This is a genomic window from Ruegeria sp. CDSB136, assembly GCF_059610965.1.
The window spans coordinates 1-18622 of the sequence record NZ_JBXWOP010000015.1 but is presented as its reverse complement, the minus strand read 5'-3'; the positions used below and the strand labels follow the sequence as shown (position 1 = coordinate 18622).

At 57.2% G+C, this 18622-nt stretch carries 18 protein-coding genes and 1 tRNA gene; 12 read left to right on the top strand and 7 right to left on the bottom strand.

All coding sequences use genetic code 11. The features are described from left to right. Positions 1 to 32: 32 nt before the first annotated feature. Positions 33 to 1130: a cupin domain-containing protein gene (locus AC2FIR_RS16035; RefSeq protein ID WP_496745703.1), complete on the bottom strand. Its 1098-nt coding sequence runs from the start codon at positions 1128 to 1130 to the stop codon at positions 33 to 35. Continuing rightward, positions 1099 to 1797 (bottom strand): hypothetical protein, encoded by a 699-nt coding sequence (locus tag AC2FIR_RS16030; RefSeq protein WP_496762725.1) that lies wholly within the window; start codon positions 1795 to 1797, stop codon positions 1099 to 1101. The genes AC2FIR_RS16035 and AC2FIR_RS16030 overlap by 32 nt, the downstream gene beginning before the upstream one ends. A 173-nt stretch (positions 1798 to 1970) precedes the next feature. Here AC2FIR_RS16030 and AC2FIR_RS16025 point away from each other — a divergent pair, with 173 nt between their 5' ends. The 4 genes from AC2FIR_RS16025 to AC2FIR_RS16010 all read left to right on the top strand — a co-directional run bounded on the left by AC2FIR_RS16025 (position 1971) and on the right by AC2FIR_RS16010 (position 8336). Next, positions 1971 to 4244 carry an NADP-dependent malic enzyme gene (locus AC2FIR_RS16025; RefSeq protein WP_170825339.1) on the top strand — a complete coding sequence of 758 codons (2274 nt, stop codon included), beginning with the start codon at positions 1971 to 1973 and terminating at the stop codon, positions 4242 to 4244. Positions 4245 to 4288: 44 nt separating this feature from the next. Next, positions 4289 to 4678, top strand: coding sequence for a GFA family protein (locus tag AC2FIR_RS16020; protein ID WP_170609522.1), 390 nt, complete (start codon positions 4289 to 4291; stop codon positions 4676 to 4678). Between the two features lie 231 nt (positions 4679 to 4909). Further along, positions 4910 to 6799, top strand: coding sequence for a propionate-CoA ligase PrpE (gene prpE, locus AC2FIR_RS16015; protein WP_496745772.1), 1890 nt, complete (start codon positions 4910 to 4912; stop codon positions 6797 to 6799). A gap of 94 nt (positions 6800 to 6893) precedes the next feature. After that, positions 6894 to 8336, top strand: a complete 1443-nt coding sequence (locus AC2FIR_RS16010; protein ID WP_496745705.1) for an amidase family protein — start codon at positions 6894 to 6896, stop codon at positions 8334 to 8336. Positions 8337 to 8613: 277 nt separating this feature from the next. Here the strand turns inward: AC2FIR_RS16010 and AC2FIR_RS16005 are convergent, their stop codons facing one another. Continuing rightward, positions 8614 to 9375, bottom strand: a complete 762-nt coding sequence (locus tag AC2FIR_RS16005) for an NAD kinase (protein ID WP_170609519.1) — start codon at positions 9373 to 9375, stop codon at positions 8614 to 8616. A gap of 167 nt (positions 9376 to 9542) precedes the next feature. Here AC2FIR_RS16005 and glyA point away from each other — a divergent pair, with 167 nt between their 5' ends. Next, complete coding sequence (glyA, locus tag AC2FIR_RS16000; protein WP_496745707.1) at positions 9543 to 10838, top strand: serine hydroxymethyltransferase; 1296 nt, start codon at positions 9543 to 9545, stop codon at positions 10836 to 10838. A gap of 118 nt (positions 10839 to 10956) precedes the next feature. Here glyA and AC2FIR_RS15995 read toward each other — a convergent pair whose 3' ends face one another. Next, positions 10957 to 11331 carry a hypothetical protein gene (locus AC2FIR_RS15995; protein ID WP_170617526.1) on the bottom strand — a complete coding sequence of 125 codons (375 nt, stop codon included), beginning with the start codon at positions 11329 to 11331 and terminating at the stop codon, positions 10957 to 10959. A gap of 47 nt (positions 11332 to 11378) precedes the next feature. Here AC2FIR_RS15995 and AC2FIR_RS15990 point away from each other — a divergent pair, with 47 nt between their 5' ends. Continuing rightward, positions 11379 to 12179: an alpha/beta fold hydrolase gene (locus AC2FIR_RS15990; protein WP_496762723.1), complete on the top strand. Its 801-nt coding sequence runs from the start codon at positions 11379 to 11381 to the stop codon at positions 12177 to 12179. Here the strand turns inward: AC2FIR_RS15990 and AC2FIR_RS15985 are convergent, their stop codons facing one another. After that, entirely contained in the window at positions 12180 to 12368 is a 189-nt protein-coding gene (locus tag AC2FIR_RS15985; protein ID WP_170682516.1) for a hypothetical protein, read from the bottom strand. 69 nt (positions 12369 to 12437) lie between these two features. Further along, on the bottom strand, positions 12438 to 12833 hold the full coding sequence (locus AC2FIR_RS15980) for a rhodanese-like domain-containing protein (protein WP_496745711.1): 396 nt from the start codon (positions 12831 to 12833) through the stop codon (positions 12438 to 12440). Positions 12834 to 13252: 419 nt separating this feature from the next. On the opposite strand from AC2FIR_RS15980, the gene AC2FIR_RS15975 reads away from it, so the two are divergent. From AC2FIR_RS15975 to AC2FIR_RS15950, 6 genes are all read left to right on the top strand, one after another. Then, positions 13253 to 13338 (top strand) — tRNA-Leu (locus AC2FIR_RS15975). Positions 13339 to 13596: 258 nt separating this feature from the next. Next, on the top strand, positions 13597 to 13878 hold the full coding sequence (locus AC2FIR_RS15970; protein ID WP_496762721.1) for a hypothetical protein: 282 nt from the start codon (positions 13597 to 13599) through the stop codon (positions 13876 to 13878). After that, the gene (locus AC2FIR_RS15965) at positions 13875 to 14264 is read left to right on the top strand and encodes a hypothetical protein (RefSeq protein ID WP_170619462.1); all 390 of its coding nucleotides are present in this window, start codon (positions 13875 to 13877) and stop codon (positions 14262 to 14264) included. Before AC2FIR_RS15970 ends, AC2FIR_RS15965 begins: the two co-directional genes overlap by 4 nt. Beyond that, on the top strand, positions 14264 to 15442 hold the full coding sequence (locus AC2FIR_RS15960; protein WP_496762718.1) for an AAA family ATPase: 1179 nt from the start codon (positions 14264 to 14266) through the stop codon (positions 15440 to 15442). The genes AC2FIR_RS15965 and AC2FIR_RS15960 overlap by 1 nt, the downstream gene beginning before the upstream one ends. A gap of 326 nt (positions 15443 to 15768) precedes the next feature. Continuing rightward, positions 15769 to 16035, top strand: coding sequence for a phospholipase D-like domain-containing protein (locus tag AC2FIR_RS15955; protein WP_496745780.1), 267 nt, complete (start codon positions 15769 to 15771; stop codon positions 16033 to 16035). A 269-nt stretch (positions 16036 to 16304) separates the two neighbouring features. Further along, the gene (locus tag AC2FIR_RS15950) at positions 16305 to 17198 is read left to right on the top strand and encodes a YegS/Rv2252/BmrU family lipid kinase (protein WP_170817411.1); all 894 of its coding nucleotides are present in this window, start codon (positions 16305 to 16307) and stop codon (positions 17196 to 17198) included. Positions 17199 to 17324: 126 nt separating this feature from the next. Here the strand turns inward: AC2FIR_RS15950 and AC2FIR_RS15945 are convergent, their stop codons facing one another. Then, complete coding sequence (locus AC2FIR_RS15945) at positions 17325 to 18419, bottom strand: AI-2E family transporter (protein WP_496745761.1); 1095 nt, start codon at positions 18417 to 18419, stop codon at positions 17325 to 17327. Between the last annotated feature and the right edge of the window lie 203 nt (positions 18420 to 18622).

The window sequence follows — 18622 nt, the reverse complement described above, 5'->3', positions numbered from 1 at the left end:
CCCCGGCGCATGTTTCCTGATCCGATCTTGGCTTAACCCAGCGTTGTATTGAAGGTCCCGGGCAATGTGACCTCCAGCAGCTCGACATCATCGGACGGGTCCGCAATGCGCGTGCGCATCCCCGGCGGGATCACAAAGGCGTCGCCCTGTTCCAGCCGATAGGGATCACGTCCTTCCCCTTCCAGCGTCACCTGACCGTTCATCACGAAGGTGAAATGGATATCGGTATCATGACTGGCCCAGACCGGTTCGCCCTGCCCCCGTTTTACCACCTGAACCCCGGCAACGCCCTTAGTGTTTTCCGCAATCGTGGTGTCCCGGCAGATATATCCCGGCAAGCGGAACTCCCCCCACTCGGCATCTTTGGCCTGATTGTACACAAACCGCTGCCCCTGCCATTCCCGCGTGGGCCGGAAATGAGGGGTGGGCAGATCCATGTCATGATCGATTTCCGTGACATGTTCCGCGGGTACACCGATCTCAATCACCTGCACATTGTCCGAGGCCTCGAGCACGCGGTGACGGATTTCCGGAGGCTGGATAAAGCAATCGCCCGCCGTCAGGCGCATCTTTTCGCCCTGATCCTCGTACACAACATCGACCCAGCCGTGGATACAGAAGATCAGCTGAAACCCGACCTTGTGAAAGTGCACCATGTCGGGCACCGGGCCGCCATCGGGGATACGGATGTGGCTGGCGATGATCGACCCGCCCAGCCGATCAGGCACCAGATCGCGATAGTGCATACCCGCCCGTCCAATGATCCACGGCGCCTGGTCCTTTAGCCTGCGCACGACAAAGGAATGCACCGTTTCCGGCATCACCAGCGGCGGGTTGCGGTCGTCAATTTCTATGCGAGTTCCATTGGGGGCGACCAGCACACGCTCGCCATCGGCAAACCGATCCGGATCCTCGGTCAGGATTCGCAAGGTCCCGGGCGCCTCGGGCGCGTCCTTTTCGATGCGCAATCGCAAGCCATGGCCCGAAAACACCGCAACACGGGGGTCATCGGCGGGATAGATCATATCCATCCGCATCCCCAGCGTTCTGGTATAAAACGGGATGTCGTCGCGCAGTTCGTTCGTGGGCAGACGGAATTCAGCGAGTGTCGGACTTTTGCTGCTGGTCATCAGGCTTCTCTTCAATATTCGATTTGGGCCATCCGATCAGAACAGAGGCCAAAATGCCAATCGAAAAGAACATCTCGAGCGTTTCTTCCAGCGCAAACAGACGGACCGCCATAATCGGGGACAGCGTCTCGTCAAAAAGTCCCGAGACCTCTTCCAGAAGCTGGGCCACCACAGCCGACAGCCCGGCAAGAACGAAGATCAGCAAAAACGGCGCGCGCTGTTTCAGCGCAAGCCGTGCGTTGGGCACCCCGTGCCAAATGGCACCGCCCAGTATGATGACCGCAAGCACGAACCGGATCAGCGTCATGTCCAGAATGTCATCCAGGCCGCTCAGTATCATAAACGGCACGGTTCCTTCGGAATAAATGTCTGCTTCCAGCTCTCGCTCGGCCAGAAGCAGGCAGGTCACACCGATGTACAGACGTTTCAATCCGGGAAACCGCACCAGTGCCGCCAGCCCGGCAGCAAGCAGCGCGGCGGCCGAAATCGTTTCGAACGGCCCCCCTTCCTGGTTGAGCTGCTCGGCCTGCAGGGGCCAAATCACAACGGCGCACAGGATCAGGGCCATCAGCGCGATTGCCACGCGGAATCCGGACTTTTCCATTCCAAATGAAGATTGGTTGCCTGAAACGGCCTTCTCCGGCCGTGTGTTGTCTTTTATGCTCATGCCTGATTTTGCGCTTCGCTGCAGTGAAAGTCCACTCCGTGTAAAAGAACCACGAACAATTTCAACCAGCCTGTCACTCTCGGCCAATTCCGGCCTACGCATTAGACCGCATAGCCAAGTCAGAAAATATAGTTTAACACTAAACCAAATTCCGGGAAGGAGCTTGTTCACCGATGTCCGACACACCCAGCCTGCGGCAGGCCGCGCTTGACTATCACGCCCACCCGAAGCCCGGAAAACTTGAGATAAAAGCGACCAAACCGCTGGCCAATGGCCGCGATCTGGCGCGTGCCTATTCGCCCGGTGTGGCCGAGGCCAGCCTTGAGATCAAATCGGATGCCGCCAATGCCGAGCTTTACACATCGCGCGGGAACCTGGTGGGTGTCGTGTCAAACGGCACCGCGGTTCTGGGGCTAGGCAATATTGGCGCACTGGCCTCAAAACCGGTGATGGAAGGCAAGGCGGTTCTGTTCAAGAAATTCGCTGGTATCGACTGTTTCGATATCGAAGTGGACCAGCCCGACCCGGAAAAGCTGGCGGATATCGTCTGCGCGCTGGAACCGACCTTCGGCGCTATCAATCTGGAGGACATTAAAGCACCGGATTGCTTTGTCGTCGAAAAACTGTGCCGCGAGCGGATGAACATCCCGGTATTTCACGATGACCAACACGGAACGGCCATTGTCGTTGGCGCCGCGGCCAAGAACGCCCTGCACGTTGCCGGCAAGAAGTTCGGAGACATCAAGGTGGTGTCAACTGGCGGCGGTGCGGCGGGCATTGCCTGTCTGATGATGCTGGTCAAACTGGGGGTCAAGCGCGAGAACATCTGGCTGTGCGATATTCACGGGCTGGTCTACGAAGGCCGGGCCGAAGATATGAACCCGCACAAAGATCAGTTCGCGCAGAAATCAGACCTGCGCACACTGGATGATGTAATTGGCGATGCAGATCTGTTTCTGGGACTCAGCGGCCCGAATGTCCTGAAGCCCGAGATGGTCGCAAAGATGGCCAAGCGCCCGATCATCTTTGCCCTGGCCAATCCGACCCCTGAGATACTGCCGGATGCCGCCCGAGAGGTTGCTCCGGACGCGATCATCGCAACGGGCCGCAGCGATTTTCCCAATCAGGTCAACAACGTGCTGTGCTTTCCCTTCATTTTCCGCGGTGCCCTGGACGTCGGCGCGACCGAGATCAACGATGACATGCAGATTGCCTGCGTCGATGGCATCGCCGAACTGGCCCGCGCCACAACCAGCGCGGAAGCCGCTGCCGCCTATCAGGGAGAACAACTGACGTTCGGGCCGGATTATCTGATTCCGAAACCATTCGATCCGCGTCTGGTGGGCGTTGTATCGTCATCGGTTGCCAAGGCGGCAATGGCCAGTGGCGTGGCCAAACGGCCGATCTCGGATATCGAGGCTTATAAGGAAAGCCTGAACCAGACCGTTTTCAAATCGGCCCTGCTGATGCGTCCGGTTTTCGAGGCCGCAGCCGCAGCGTCGCGCAGAATTGTCTTTGCCGAAGGCGAAGACGAACGGGTTCTGCGCGCGGCACAGGCGATCCTGGAAGAAACTACGGAAACACCGATCTTGATTGGCCGACCCGAGGTGATCGATGCACGCTGCGAAAAGCTGGGCCTGACTGTCCGGCCGGGGCAGGATTTTCAGATCGTGAACCCGGAAAACGACCCGCGTTACTACGATTACTGGAACTCTTACCATCAGGTCATGCAGCGCCGGGGCGTTACACCGGATCTGGCCAAGGCGATCATGCGCACCAACACGACCGCGATTGCCGCCATCATGGTCCAGCGTGAAGAAGCCGACAGCATGATCTGTGGCACCTTTGGCGAATACCGCTGGCATCTGAACTATGTCGAACAGGTTCTGGACGACGGAAATCTTCGTGCGCAGGGCGCGCTGTCCCTGATGATTCTGGAAGACGGTCCCCTTTTCATTGCCGACACACATGTTCGGCAACTGCCCACACCTGAAGAACTTGCCGAAACGACAATCGGGGCGGCCCGCCACGTGCGGCGGTTCGGGCTTGAGCCGAAAATCGCGTTCTGCTCGCAATCTCAATTCGGCAATCAGGCCGAAGGTTCTGGCAAGCGTCTGCGCGCCGCGCTGGATATTCTGGACTCCAAACCTCGGGACTTCACCTATGAAGGTGAAATGAACCTGGATGTTGCGCTGGACCCCGAGCTTCGCTCGCGTATCTTCCCAAATTCGCGCCTTCAGGGCGCCGCCAACGTATTGATCTTTGCCCACGCGGATGCCGCCAGCGGGGTGCGAAACATTCTGAAGATGAAAGCGGACGGAATCGAGGTCGGCCCCATTCTGATGGGCATGGGCAACAAGGCGCATATCGTGACGCCCTCGATCACGGCGCGCGGCTTGTTGAACATGGCGGCCATTGCCGGAACTCCGGTTGCGCATTACGGTTAATGGGGTGGCTCTGACATAGGCCGCCGTTTTCGGGAGGGGGCACCATGAAGGGGCATTGTCACTGCAAGGCCGTTCGTTGGGAAAGTGACGGCAACATAGCGTGGAGTTGCTATTGCCACTGCACAGATTGCCGCCGCAACTGCGCCGCCCCTGTTACCGCATTTTTCGGATTGCCGCATGAATCGGTGACCTGGTCTGGCGATCCACCTGCGGTCTATCGTTCATCTCCGGATGTCGAGCGGCTGTTCTGCGCGGCCTGTGGAACTCAGATGGCGTACCGCAATGCAGGGGACACGGTGAACATCCACCTTTACATCGCGACGCTGGAAAACCCGGAAACAGTTTCGCCCCGGTTTCACGTGTTCCATACAGATCACCTGCCGTGGCTGGATATTCAGGACAGCTTGCCCCGATACGCCAAGACCGGAAACTGAACGCTCCGTGATTCCGCGGCCATTTGCAACTAATAATTTGCAGTTTTGCAAAACAAAGGCTTTGTTGCCAATTCACCTTGATAGGGAGGGCGATTTGCAAAACTTTGCAGCCCATTTTCCCGGTATCTGCAAATAATTCGCGGTAAACTGACGCGTCGTCATTTCAGCCGCTTGTCCGACAGGCGGCAGATGCCTAACACACTGGCAAGGGATTTTGAGGAGGACGATGCCGTGGCTTATCAGGACATCTATGAGAGTTGGAAATCCGATCCGGAGGCGTTCTGGATGGACGCCGCCAAGGGGATCGACTGGGTACAGCCGCCAAGCAAAGCGCTGTTTGACGACAATGCCCCGCTCTATGAATGGTTCTGTGACGCCAAGGTCAACACCTGCTGGAATGCGGTGGACCGGCATGTCGAAAACGGTCGGGGTGAGCAGACGGCCATAATCTACGACAGCCCGATCACCCATACAAAACGCGAAATCTCATATGTCGAACTGCGCAACCGCGTTGCAACGCTGGCCGGGGCGCTGCGGGCCAAGGGGATCGAGAAAGGCGACCGGGTCATCATTTACATGCCCATGATCCCCGAAGCGCTTGAGGCGATGCTGGCCTGCGCGCGTTTGGGGGCTGTTCACTCGGTCGTGTTTGGCGGTTTTGCCAGCAATGAACTGGCCGTTCGGATCGACGACGCGAAACCAAAGGCGATCATTGCGGCGTCTTGCGGGCTGGAACCCGGTCGAGTGGTGCACTACAAGCCGCTACTGGACGGCGCCATCGAGATGGCGAGTCACAACCCCGAATTCTGCGTCATCTTCCAGCGCGAACAGGAAGTGGCGCAGCTGATCGAAGGGCGCGATTTCAACTGGCATGGCTTCCAATACGGCGTTGAACCGGCGGAATGTGTGCCGGTTGATGGCAACGATCCAGCCTATATCCTTTATACCTCGGGAACGACCGGCGCGCCCAAAGGTGTTGTGCGCCCTACCGCAGGGCATCTTGTGGCGCTGAACTGGTCAATGAAGAACATCTACAACGTTGATCCGGGCGATGTGTTCTGGGCCGCCTCGGACGTGGGCTGGGTCGTCGGTCATTCTTATATCTGTTACGCGCCGCTGATCCACGGCAACACGACGATCGTGTTCGAAGGTAAACCGGTCGGCACCCCGGATGCGGGCACTTTCTGGCGGGTGATTTCTGAACACAACGTGCGCAGCTTCTTCACCGCCCCAACGGCCATCCGCGCTGTCAAGCGCGAAGACCCTTTGGGCGACATGCTTAAGAATTACGACCTGTCCTGCCTGAGGGCACTGTTCCTGGCAGGTGAACGTGCAGACCCGGACACGATCACATGGGCGCAGAACGCACTGAAAGTTCCGGTGATCGACCATTGGTGGCAGACCGAAACGGGCTGGACCATTGCCGGCAACCCGCTGGGGATCGAGGAACTGCCGGTCAAGCTGGGATCACCCGCCAAGCCGATGCCAGGATATGACGTGCAGATTCTGGATGAGGCAGGCCACCCGGTTCAGGCGGGCGAGCTTGGGGCCATCGCGGTCAAACTCCCCCTGCCGCCCGGCACTCTGCCGACCCTTTGGAACGCCGAGGACCGGTTCCGCAAGTCCTATTTGGATCAGTTCCCCGGTTATTACGAAACCGGTGACGCGGGGATGATCGACGAGGACGGCTATCTCTATATCATGGCGCGCACCGACGACGTGATCAACGTGGCCGGCCACCGCCTGTCCACAGGCGGGATGGAAGAGGTCCTGGCCGCCCATCCCGACGTCGCTGAATGCGCGGTCATCGGCGTCTCGGACCAGCTGAAAGGGCAGATGCCAGTTGGCTTTTTGTGCCTGAACGCCGGCTGCGACAAAGATCACGCCGAGGTCGTGCAGGATGTCGTCAAAATGGTGCGCGAAAAGATCGGGCCTGTTGCGGCGTTCAAGCTTGCTGTCGTGGTCGACCGCTTGCCCAAGACGCGGTCGGGCAAGATCCTTAGGGGTACCATGGTCTCGATTGCAGATGGCAAGGACTACAAGATGCCCGCAACCATCGACGATCCGGCCATTCTGGATGAGATCGCCGAAGCCCTGAAAACCATCGGTTACGCTCAGTAACCCAGAAACGGGCGACAAACCGTCGCCCGCTTTTAGCCTTTCGCTTGCAACCTGTTACCGGCCCCCTACTGTCACTCTGAGACAGAGAGGGCCCATGACAGATAAAGAACTCTGGCGACTTACCGCCACCGAATTGTCCAGCCAAACCCGCAGCGGCGCACTGAGCGCCGAGGCCGCCGTGCAAGGCGCGCTGGACCGGATGCACGAGATCAACCCGGACCTGAATGCGGTCGTAGACGACCTGAGTGTGCAAGCCCTTGAACGCGCACGAGAACTGGACAAGGCGCGCGCCAAAGGCGCGTCTGCAGGCCCGCTGCACGGTGTTCCCGTCACCATCAAGGTCAATGTGGACCAGAAGGACCACGCGACAACAAACGGCGTTTCTGCCCTGAAGGATGTTATCGCACCCGACGACGCCCCGGTGGTTGCCAATCTGTTGAAGGCAGGCGCGGTTGTGATCGGCCGGACAAACACGCCTGAATTCTCGTTCCGCGCGGACACCGACAATCCGCTTTATGGTCGCACTCACAACCCCTGGGGCAGACACATCTCGCCCGGCGGGTCGTCTGGCGGTGCAGGCGCTGCAGTGATGGCCGGTATAGGCGCACTGGGCCATGGCAACGACATCGGTGGCAGCCTGCGATTTCCGGCCGCTGCCAACGGCGCGGTGACGGTCAAACCCGGTCTGGGCCGGGTACCAGCCTGGAACCCCAGTCAACAGGCGGAACGCGGGTTACTGGCACAGTCCATGTCGGTGCAGGGGCTGATCGCACGTTCTGCTGCCGACCTGCACCTGTCCATGCCTTGTCTGATTACCCCTGACCCGCGGGATCCGTTCCACGTTCCCCTGCCCTGGCGGACCGAGAACCCGGATACCCCGATCAGGGTTGCATTTACGAAGAACACATACGGCTACGACCTGCACCCCGAAGTTGAAAAGGCGCTGGAAACCGCACGCGATGCGCTGACGGACGCGGGCTATCAGGTAGACGAAGTCGAAACGCCGGATGTGTTCGACTGCGGACGCAATGGGTATCGCGCACTGATGGGCGAGGTTCTGACCCTGATGAAAAGCGACATCGAAGCGGTCGGGTCGCAGACCATCCGGGATGTCTTTGAAGTGTATTTCCAGGAATTTCCGCCGATCGTGGGAACCGAGTTGATCCGCATGCTGGCGGAACGCAGCCACTATGCAAGGCAATGGTCACTGTTCATGGAGGACTACGCGCTGGTTCTGTCCCCATTTCTGCCGCAACCCTTCTTTGGACCCGATCGTGACACAGAGGGGGCCGAAGGTGTTCACGAGGTTCTCGGCTGCGCCGTCTACTCGTACGCGATGAACTTTCTGGGTCTGCCGGCCGCATGCGTTCCCGCCCGGCTTGCCAGCCTGCCTAAAGGCCCTCAGCCGATCAATGTGCAGATCGCTGCGCGGCGGTGGCGTGAAGACCTGGCGGTTGATGCCGCGGTCGCGATCGAAGCCCGCGTCGGACAGATGTGTTTTCCGCTGTGGGACAGAATGGAATCAGGGGCACGCTGAGCCTCGGCCTAAACCCTGACAACGCAGCTGACAAAAATAGACCCCGGGTTTTTGTGCCCGGGGTCCGCATACTAAAATATGCCCGAATTTCTGATGACGAGCGTAGCACCACCCACCCTCGCCAGCGCGAAAACTGCGCAATCATTTCGAATACGCTGTTGGCGGCCACTCACTCCCGCCTTAGCGTGTTCTCCGGGCAAGTTCAGATTAACGAATGATAAAGCACTTTCCTGTGAACTGGTTCACACAAACCGAAAAAATGTTCAAACTGGACAGCTTAGGTAAACTGCTCAGAAATCAGACGCTCCTCAAGACCATGGCCGGGATCGAACAGAATTCGGTGTGTGATTGACGGCTCGGACCGGATTTCAACCCAATCTATGTCTGGGAATGAGTTCGAATCCGCATCCGCCATGACCGGGCGTTTATCCGCTTCGATCACATCAAACCTGACATGCGCGATCTTGGGCAACAGAGCGCCGCGCCAGCGGCGCGGGCGAAATGCGGCAATCGCGGTCAGCGCCAGAACATCCGACCCGATCGGCAGAATCGGGCCGTGGGCCGAGTAGTTGTAGGCAGTGGATCCGGCAGGCGTGGACAACAATGCACCGTCGCACATGAGTTCAGCCATGCGAACCCTGCCATCCACGCTGATTTTCAGCCGCGCGGCCTGCGGTCCGGCGCGCAGCAACGACACTTCGTTGATTGCAAGCGCTTCGTGCATCTTGCCGGACTGATCCATGGCGCGCATGGCCAGCGGGTTGATGACCTCCTCCTCGGCGGCGGCCAGCCGCTCCATCAGGTCACCTTCACTGAACTCGTTCATCAGAAAGCCGATGGTTCCGCGGTTCATGCCATAAACCGGCGTATCCAGATGTTGCATGTTGTGCAGGGTGTGCAACATGAACCCGTCGCCCCCAAGCGCGACCACAACATCTGCGTCCCGAGGCGCGGCATTGCCGTATCGGGCGACCAGCGCATCCCGCGCAATCTGGGCCACCTTGGCGTCGCTGGCAAGAAAGGCGATTCTCTGAATCATGTGAACGGGTTTCCGGTGCTGCACATTTGGTTCCGAAACAAACATACCTTTCCCCGATAGGCCAGACTTGACGCCATAACGGGCCAATTCGTCGCTTTACGACTTTTGCATGTATGTCGTTTCCGATAGGAAATCCGCAAGATTATTCCCAGCCATGTGGAGCCCCCATGAACGCCAATCTTCGTGACACCGGTTTTTTCACCCAGTCTCTTTCGGATCGTGATCCTGAGCTCTTCGGCTCGATCCGGTTCGAGTTGGGGCGTCAGCGCGACGAGATCGAACTGATTGCGTCCGAGAACATCGTCAGCGCCGCCGTGATGGAGGCGCAGGGCTCGGTGATGACAAACAAATACGCCGAAGGCTATCCCGGGCGGCGCTATTATGGCGGCTGCCAGTTCGTGGACATTGCCGAGAATCTGGCCATCGACCGCGCCAAGCAACTGTTTGGCTGCGGTTTCGCCAACGTGCAGCCGAACTCGGGCTCTCAGGCCAACCAGGGCGTGTTCCAGGCGCTGATCAAACCCGGTGACACCATTCTGGGCATGAGCCTGGATGCCGGTGGTCACCTGACCCATGGTGCCCGCCCGAACCAGTCGGGCAAGTGGTTCCACGCGGTGCAGTACGGCGTCCGCAAGGAAGACAACATGCTGGACTACGATCAGGTCGAGGCGCTGGCGAAAGAGCACCAGCCCAAGCTGATCATCGCCGGTGGCTCGGCCATCCCGCGCCAGATCGACTTTGCCCGCATGCGCGAGATCGCCGATATGGTCGGCGCCTACCTGCACGTGGACATGGCGCATTTCGCCGGTCTGGTGGCGGCGGGCGAGCACCCCAGCCCCTTCCCGCATGCGCATGTGGCGACCACCACGACGCACAAGACCCTGCGCGGTCCGCGTGGCGGCATGATCCTGACCAATGATGAAGATATCGCAAAGAAAGTGAACTCGGCCATCTTCCCCGGCATTCAGGGCGGCCCGCTGATGCACGTGATCGCGGCCAAGGCCGTGGCCTTCGGCGAGGCGCTGCAACCGGCCTTCAAGGACTACATCAAGCAGGTTGTCGTCAATTCGCAGGCCCTGTCGGATCAGCTGATCAAGGGCGGTCTGGACACGGTGACCCATGGCACCGACACCCATGTGGTGCTGGTCGACCTGCGCCCCAAGGGTGTCAAGGGCAACGCCACCGAGAAGGCTCTGGGCCGCGCGCATATCACCTGCAACAAGAACGGCGTGCCATTTGACCCGGAAAAGCCGACCATCACGTCGGGCATTCGTCTAGGCAGCCCCGCCGGCACCACACGAGGCTTTGGCGAGGTTGAATTCCGCCAGATCGCGGACTGGATCATCGAGGTTGTCGACGGCCTGGCCGCCAATGGCGAGGATGGAAACGGCGCGGTCGAAGCCAAGGTCAAAGCCGAAGTCGCAGACCTCTGCGCCCGATTCCCCATCTACCCGAACCTGTAATCGGCTCGAAAAAACAAGGCAGCGGCGCCCCAGTGGCGCCGCATCTGCTTTGGGAACATTTTTTGCGCCAAAGACTTAGTTCAATATTGGCAAGGTAATCCTGCCTCAGAACCTACCTTCAGATCAGGCCGCGCCACCACAGAAACAGCAGCAGCAGCGCGCTCAGCGCCAGAATGTTGAACGCAAGTCCTCCCAGCATCCCCAGAAACCAGCCCCATCTTCTGTCCGCCAGATCAATACTGCCGAGATACGCCTGCACCTCGTCGGACGCGCTGACAAGTTTTGGAGTGTCCAGGACCCGCCGCAACCTTGGATGCGCCGCCATCTGTTCCGCATTCGCCAGCAGAAGCGCCTGTTTGTAGATCCGGCGAGGCAGTCGGCGTTTGGCTCTTTTGACCGAGGCCAACAGGGTTTTGTCCCGCACACCCAGCTTTTCGCGCAGCAACGCAATCGTGCCTGCAATCCGGGTCTGAATATCAGTGTCCTGCGACATTGGTGCCTCCTGACCGGGAAATGTAGCGCGGCCAGAGGCAGGCTACAATGGGACTGGTCGTTTCATTCGCTGCCGGGTATCACGCATTCATGTTGAACACGATCGTACATGGCGAACCGACCGCGAACCCTCCTCTTCTGATCGCGCACGGGCTTTATGGCTCGGCCCGTAATTGGGGCGTCATTGCGCGGCGGCTTTCGGACGAAAGACAGGTCATTGCAGTGGACATGCGCAACCATGCCTACAGCAAGTGGGACGCCTCGCATGGTTATCCGGACCTGGCCGATGATCTGGCCGAGGTCATTGCGCAGGTCGGCGGTCCCGTGGACGTTGTCGGCCACTCCATGGGCGGCAAGGCAGCAATGAACCTGGCCCTGATTCATGGTGCCCTGGTGCGTAAAATGGTAGTGGCCGACATTGCGCCGGTGACCTACAGCCACAGTCAGATTCAGTTCATCGAAGCCATGCGTGCGGTCGATCTGTCCCGCGTGACCCGGCGCTCGGATGCCGAGCAGCAACTGGCAGAACTGGGCGTCGAAAAAGCGTTGCAGAGCTTCTTCACTCAGTCACTGGATGTCAGCGGACAGCGGTGGCTGTTGAACTTGAACGGTCTGGCAAACGAGATGGCCAATATTATGGGGTTTCCGGACCTCGATGCCACTTGGAACGGGCCGGTCCTGTTTTTGTCAGGTGGCGCCTCGAACTATGTTCTGCCGCAGCACCGCGACAAGATACGCGCCCTGTTCCCCGCCGCGAAATTCGCGAAGATTCCGGGTGCAGGCCACTGGCTGCACGCCGAAAAACCGCGCGAATTTGAAGCGGCCGTCAGAACCTTTTTGAACGCCTGATCAGATCGAACCCTGATACAACCGTTTGGCGACAAGCCATGAAACCGGTATGGCGGCAACAAATCCTGCGCCAGCGGCCCCCAGAATAGCGCCCGTCGTAACCAGGCCAGCAGACAATACAGCTATGACGGCCGAGCCAGCCAGGGCAGTTCCAATCAGTGAATACAACATCGAAGCAAGGCGCATCATTGGGTGTGGTCCTATTTTGGAATCTGACCACATATTGGTTTCTCAGGATGTGTTTGGCTTTGATTCAGGTCAGGTCATTCCGGGGTCAACAGGCTCGACTGTCTGGCCGCCCCCTTCGACCCAATCAGTAAAGCCCCCAAGGTTGTAAACCCGGGAATAGCCCATGTCCTTCAACAATTTGCCTGCCAGCGCCGCGCGCCCGCCCGACGCACAGTGCAGGACGATTGGCCGGTCGATGCGCAATTCAGGATCATGAGTTGGCAGCCCGCTATCGGCCCTGAACTCCAGCATCCCGCGTGGAATGTGATGAGACCCGACCGCCCGGCCCGCCCTCTCCAGTTCCGGCGTATCCCGAACGTCCAGCAGCAACCCGCCCTCGCGCAGCAGTTCCGAAGCTTGGGCAAAATCGATACGCGCGACCACAGCGTTGGCGGCCTCCATCATGTCCCTGACTGTCAGTGGCATTCCGGCTCTCCTGTCCTTGGAACTCCAGCATTTAACATGCAAAATAAGGAATACGTTTTCTGTGTAAAGGTACAATAGCGGTAAATCGCGAGCGGGGATATTACCCCGTTCTAACTGTGACTTCGAATGGCGGCAATTTTGTTCGCCTTGCTGCATCTACAAACACGAAAAGAGGAAGTCCGGGCCACCCCAATCATCAGGACCGGACACTTTTACACTTGAGCTGCAAGCAGCATCCACCCTAACTGCATGCTTGGCGAATTGGCGGGTGTTGTTCCAATCACACGACTAGCTCCGGCAACTTGGGCTTGAGGGCGTGCTGGATTTGACCAAGGCACAATTTGAGGCGGAAGCGCATTGTATTCATGGCCTTGTGGCCGTATTGAGATTTTCAGGCCCGAATTAGGCTCGACACGCATGCCCGCGTGGTGGAATGGTAGACACAAGAGACTTAAAATCTCTGGGCCGGAAGGCCGTGCCGGTTCGAGTCCGGCCGCGGGTACCAGTTTGTACGAAATTCGAAGCTTGCGCACGCTAACAGGCGCGATGCTTGTTGGGACAAACATATCAAATGACTTAGGAAGTCATCGTCTGCGTCTCGGCATGGAAAGGACCGCAATGTGACCTGATACAAGGTATTATCGCTCCGGTGCTTGCAAATGCTTCGCGGAACTTGAAACCTTTATCCCGGAGGATCGCGGGACAACGATTCACTAACATCCAAAATGGACCAGTCAGATGGGTCTGCTTAGGAAATAAAATGGTGCCGGGGGCGGAATCGAACCACCGACACGAGGATTTTCAATCCGGCGCTAATTCAAGCAAACCAAACACTTACAAAACCGGGGCGCGTCAAACCCCCGACGAAACATCAAAGACTTACCTCGAAAGTGTCAAACCGGCTGAGGCCGAACTGACAAACGAAAACCCCGGCACGACGGCAATCGCAACCGGGGTTAAAGACGTTATGGAAGGCGTCTGTTCTTACGGTAAGGATATCGCGGCTTTGCCCATTTTGGCAATGCATTGGGGGGTGCTGCTGTGAATATTTCGACGCAAATCCCCGACAACATTAAACGTGTTTGCCGCTCCATCGGATATGCCGCTTGGCTGGATGGCACTGACGAGTGGTTCGGCCTTCCGGTGATCCTGCGAGCACGTCTGGATGCGCGGCAGCGCGTGGCCCTGGCATTTATGGCTCTCAAGGCTCTGGACCGTGATGACGCAGTAAATGCAGCTGAGGCGGCGCTAAGCACTGGTGCGGGACACCCCCCTGCCCCGTTCATTAGCTTCATGGATGAGGCCGCGTTCTGGGCGGATTATGCCGACCCGGAAGAACTGGACGCTTATTGCCTTGCCAGCTTCAAGCGCATGAAACCCGCGCGGCAGGCAGCATTCCTTGAGCATGTACAAAGGAGGCAAGCGGCGTGATGCGTGATTTTGCTGAGATGGCGGTGCAACTGGATGCGCACCGAGCCGAGTTTCCCAAAGAACGGTCGGACCGTTTGCCTACAGAGTTTGTCTGGCGCGACCCTTCCGCTATTCCGCCCCGTCCTTGGCTCTACGGGCAACACCTGATCCGCAAACAGGTATCGGTGACGGTCGCACCCGGCGGCGTCGGGAAATCGTCTTTGACGATCTGCGAAGGGCTGGCAATGGCATCTGGCCGCGACCTACTGGGCGATTGGACCGCATCAGGCCTAAAAGTCTGGATATACAACCTTGAAGATCCCCGCGACGAGATGAACCGGCGCGTCATCGCGGCCATGCAACATCACAACGTCGCCCCCGAGGAAATCTCAGGGCGTCTCTTTGTGGACACGGGCCGGGAACGCGAACTCAGCACCGCCATTCAAACTCGTGAAGGCGTCCAGATCGTCAAGCCGGAAATGGAAGCCTTAGCCCAAGAGATCGAAGCGTGCGAAATCGATGTTCTAATTATCGACCCATTCGTGTCGTCGCATCAGGTGGGCGAGAACGACAACGGCGCAATCGACCTTGTGGCAAAGGAATGGGCGCGGCTGGCAGATCGTTGCAATTGTGCAATTGAACTTGTGCACCACACTCGCAAGACAAACGGCGAGGAAGCAACTACTGAAAGCGGGCGCGGTGCAACGGCGCTCTTGGCAGCAGCAAGATCCGGTCGTGTGCTCAACAAGATGAGCAACGACATGAAGGCCGAGGCGGGTGTTCAAAACGATCCGTCCACCTACTTTGCCGTGACCCGTGACAAAGCGAACCTCGCCCCTGTTGGGGATCGTGTTTGGCGGCGCATGGCATCTGTGCAGCTATCCAATGGGGATAGCGTAGGCGTTGCTGAGGTCTGGAAATGGCCGGACACTTTCGATGGGGTATCGGTCGCTGACCTGCTGGCAGTGCAACATGCTCTGGATGGTCAGGGGCGGCGCTACTCGGATCAGGCTGGCGGCGAGTGGGCTGGTGTGACCGTAGCTGAAGTGCTGGGCTTCGACGCCCAAGCCGACCGCAAGCGCATCAAGAAGATAATCGATACTTGGCTGAAATCCGGGGCGTTGGTCAAAGGGCAGAAAACAGGTGCTCAACGCAAGCCTGTCCCCACTGTGGAGGTAGGCGAATGGGCAACGGTGTGATGTGCGCCGCCACCCAAAAATCAGGGGTAGCGCAAGGTGACGCTAACACCCCTAAAAACAGTTGCGCTACCACCACCACCCCTAAAAGGGGGGTGGGTGGTGGTGGCGCTGCGCCACCTGTCCGATCGCGGGGTGGTACAAAACAAAGTTGCAAACGCGACGGTGAGATGCATGGCAGGGACCTTGCGAAGACCAAGGACGAGCAATTTCGCGCATCATGGGGTTTGCAGACTATGTTAATAAATGTTGGTGTTTATTGATGGGGAGACCGACAAAGCTGGAAGTCAAAATACGTTCGCTCTTTCAAGGCGATCCGATTGATTGGTGTGAAATTTGGTCACGTTGGCGGCCGTGCCCAGCAGAGGCGCACATGGGCGCTTGTCGGAAGTACCAATTGGGATCCACGCAGCCTTCGACTAAATTTCGAATTCAATGTAGAGTGCTACAGCCAGTATCTATCTGAACAGTTGCATTCAATTGTGAACAAAAAGGCGGAGGGCGCTCGGGAAATAACGCTCGAAGATCTCGCAGGCAGGCCATTTCCAGCAAAAGTTCGAGACGGGGTCGCCCGACTAGCATCCCCCTATCTATGAAAGCACTGATTTGCAAAAGCAGCCTGTCTTTCTCATCATCTATCAACTTGCCACTGGTTTTTTGAGAAAAGAAGTTTCGTCGAAATCTCAACCTAAACTGCAAAAATAATGGGGTGTCGGCAAACCGTGTTGTCCCGCTATGCGGACAAAGCTGACTATCGTCACTTAGGGGTTGGCTAGCACAAATAAGGTTTCAATTGCCTGAACGCCCCTGCATTTCTAACTTTTAAAGCAGTTGCTCCAACGTACGAGAGCTTTATGCTGAAACCATGGCCAAACGTACCCTGCTAATTCTTAATAGGAAGTCCGCAGCAAGACCCGATCTGCGTGCTGCTGTTCGCCCATTGGAAAAAGAGCTTGGCATTAGGGTAAGTATTCCTTGGTCAGGAAAAGACTTGAAGAAGACGCTCCGAGAAGCCGTGGGCGATGGGGTAACCCGGATAATCGCTGGCGGTGGTGACGGCACTTTGAACTCGGTCGTGAGTGCTGTTTTGAAGTTGAAGACAAAGTCGCCTGTCTCGCTAGGTCTTGTTCCCTTGGGAACGGCGAATGATTTCGCCCGGTCTTATGGTGATAAGGGCTTGGACTTGGCTACATCTGTTCGAGTTGCTGCATCGGGAGACACGCGGCCTATCGATGTCGGATACATAAACGGCAGACCGTTTGTGAATGTTGCCAGCGGCGGTTTTGGAGCAATGATCACTGCAACGACACCCAAGGAAATGAAGAAACGACTGGGGGGACTCGCGTACACACTGTTTGGGCTTGCTCGTTTATCTGATGCAAAATCTGTTCCCGCAAAAATCTCAATTGATGATGAAGACCCGTACAACGTTTCCATTTCCGCTATCGCGATTGCGAACAGCCGCTATGCAGGTGGCGGTTTTGACGTAGCGCCTGAAGCGGAAGTGTCCGACGGGTTGCTCGATTTAAGCGTGCTTTCCGCTGAGAGTTTAATGCCAGAAAACCTACCCTTTGGCAGACTGCCGGATATTTCGGATCCCAAGGATGGTGTTGTACAGCGCTCTCGTCTGAGATCTATGGTTTTGGAAACCTCACAGCCGTTTCATATGAATTTGGACGGCGAGCCGATGATCGATCAACGCTTTGAGGTTTCAATTAAACCAAAAGCGCTGAACTTCGTTTTCCCAAGCGGTAAGTAGTGCGGGTTTCTCCTTAAACTCAGACTTCGCACGGTGTTTCGAACGTTACATGCGGGGCTGACACATACACTCGCCCATAGATTCAGGTAAAAAGCCGCTATCCAGTTTGGCGAACGTCTCTCTCGCTTAGCTGTTCACTGCGTTAGTGTTGTTTATCTTCCCATCACCGGACATCAGTATCGCGATTGGCTGCGTAGACGGGATATTCGAAAGCACAATCATTATGCACACGGTGATCGGGACGCTCATCAACGCTCCGGCAATGCCCCAGATCGCAGTCCAAAACGTGAGCGCTAAAATGACCATGAATGGCGACAAATTCAGGCTTTTGCCAAGCAGCATTGGCTCCAGGATATTGCCGACAGAGAATTGAACCGCGCCACAACCAATCAGAACCACAAGAAAGGGCACGACTTCTTCAAACTGTACCAGTGCGACAATGGAAGGAAGCGCGACGCCGACGATAGAACCGACTGTCGGGATAAAATTCAACAAGAATGCAAGAACGGCCCAGGTTTCAGAAAAGTCCAAGCCGACGGATGCCATCACGGCATAACTGCCCAAGCCAGTCAGTGCACTCACCAGCGTTTTGATGCCAACATATCTTTGAATGCTCTCGGATGTGCTCTCAAGAACGCGGCGAACTTTTTCAGCGGCTTCCCGGTCTTTGATTGCGAGCTTGATTTTGGCGCGCATTGGAACACGTTCAACCAACATGAATGGTACATAGAGCAGCACCAGGAAAAAAGCGCTTAGGAATGCCCCAGCAGAGCCGATCACTCCCGTCGCGAGCCCAGCCAGGTTGATCTGTTCCAAGGCTTTGATCGCGGCTGCATAGTTGTCTTGCCCAACCAGTGATACCAGCTTTGCGACTATGCTGGTAAACCGTTCCTCATAGCGCGGAAACGCTTCCGAAACCTCACCGGCTTGACTAGATAGTATCGACAACACAAGCGAAAGGCCGATTAACACAATTGAAATTGCGGCCAAATGCGCAAGCCACTTCGGGACAGTCCTTCCAAATATCTTGAATCTACCAATGCGATCCGCAGTCGCTGTGAGGAGAACGAACAGGAGGGCCGCAAAACACATTGGAACCAGTACAGACGAAGCGAGGACTAACGAGGCAATGGTCAAGAACACAAGAACGACCAATTGATACCAAAACGTGAGCCCTAAGAAGTTTGGAGCAGGGTCTTTATGATGGGTATCCTTCTTCACTCGGAGGCTCCATAAATATTGTGTGTCGTTCTGACTTTCTGAGTTGAAAAGTATTAGGTCGCCTTAGATGCAACTTGGCAAGTAATTCACGCACTTCTCTCTGGACACAACAGTCGATTGTTTTCAGTCCGCTGGTACGAAGATCGTATAAAACAAGTCGCCAAAGAGGATGCGCGTGTTCGTCTTCTTCGCACGATCCCCGG